Origin of the sequence: Hymenobacter sp. IS2118, assembly GCF_000715495.1 — a bacterium.
Classification (GTDB): Bacteria; Bacteroidota; Bacteroidia; order Cytophagales; family Hymenobacteraceae; genus Hymenobacter.
This window is the reverse complement of sequence record NZ_JNLX01000052.1, coordinates 1-309: the sequence shown is the minus strand read 5'-3', so window position 1 is coordinate 309 and position 309 is coordinate 1. Positions and strand designations below refer to the sequence as shown.

The following is a 309-nucleotide window of genomic DNA, read 5'->3' as shown; positions in this document are numbered from 1 at the left end:
GTCTGATAAAATACGATACCTTTTTAGACCCCCGATGCTGTGTTCCACTACTACGCGCTTGCGGGCCTGCTGCGTATTGCGAAACTTATTGTTTTTGGTCAATTGTCCGCCACGCGGTTTTTTTGTGGGAAGAAATAACTTGCCGCATGCATACCCCTTCGCAAAGCCCTGAAAACCGGAATCTAATCGCAGCGTCAGTCCATCAAACCACTGCTTGTCAGGGGGAAACAATTGTTTTAACAACGTGAAATCATGCACTGACCCGGGCACCAGCTGGCTGAGATAAATAATTTTTCGCTGGGCATCAGC

General features: G+C 47.9%; 1 protein-coding gene. It reads right to left on the bottom strand.

What is annotated here, in order from left to right; genetic code table 11:
• On the bottom strand, positions 1-309 hold a 309-nt coding region (locus GM79_RS23625), incomplete at both ends, for a transposase family protein (RefSeq protein ID WP_152559807.1).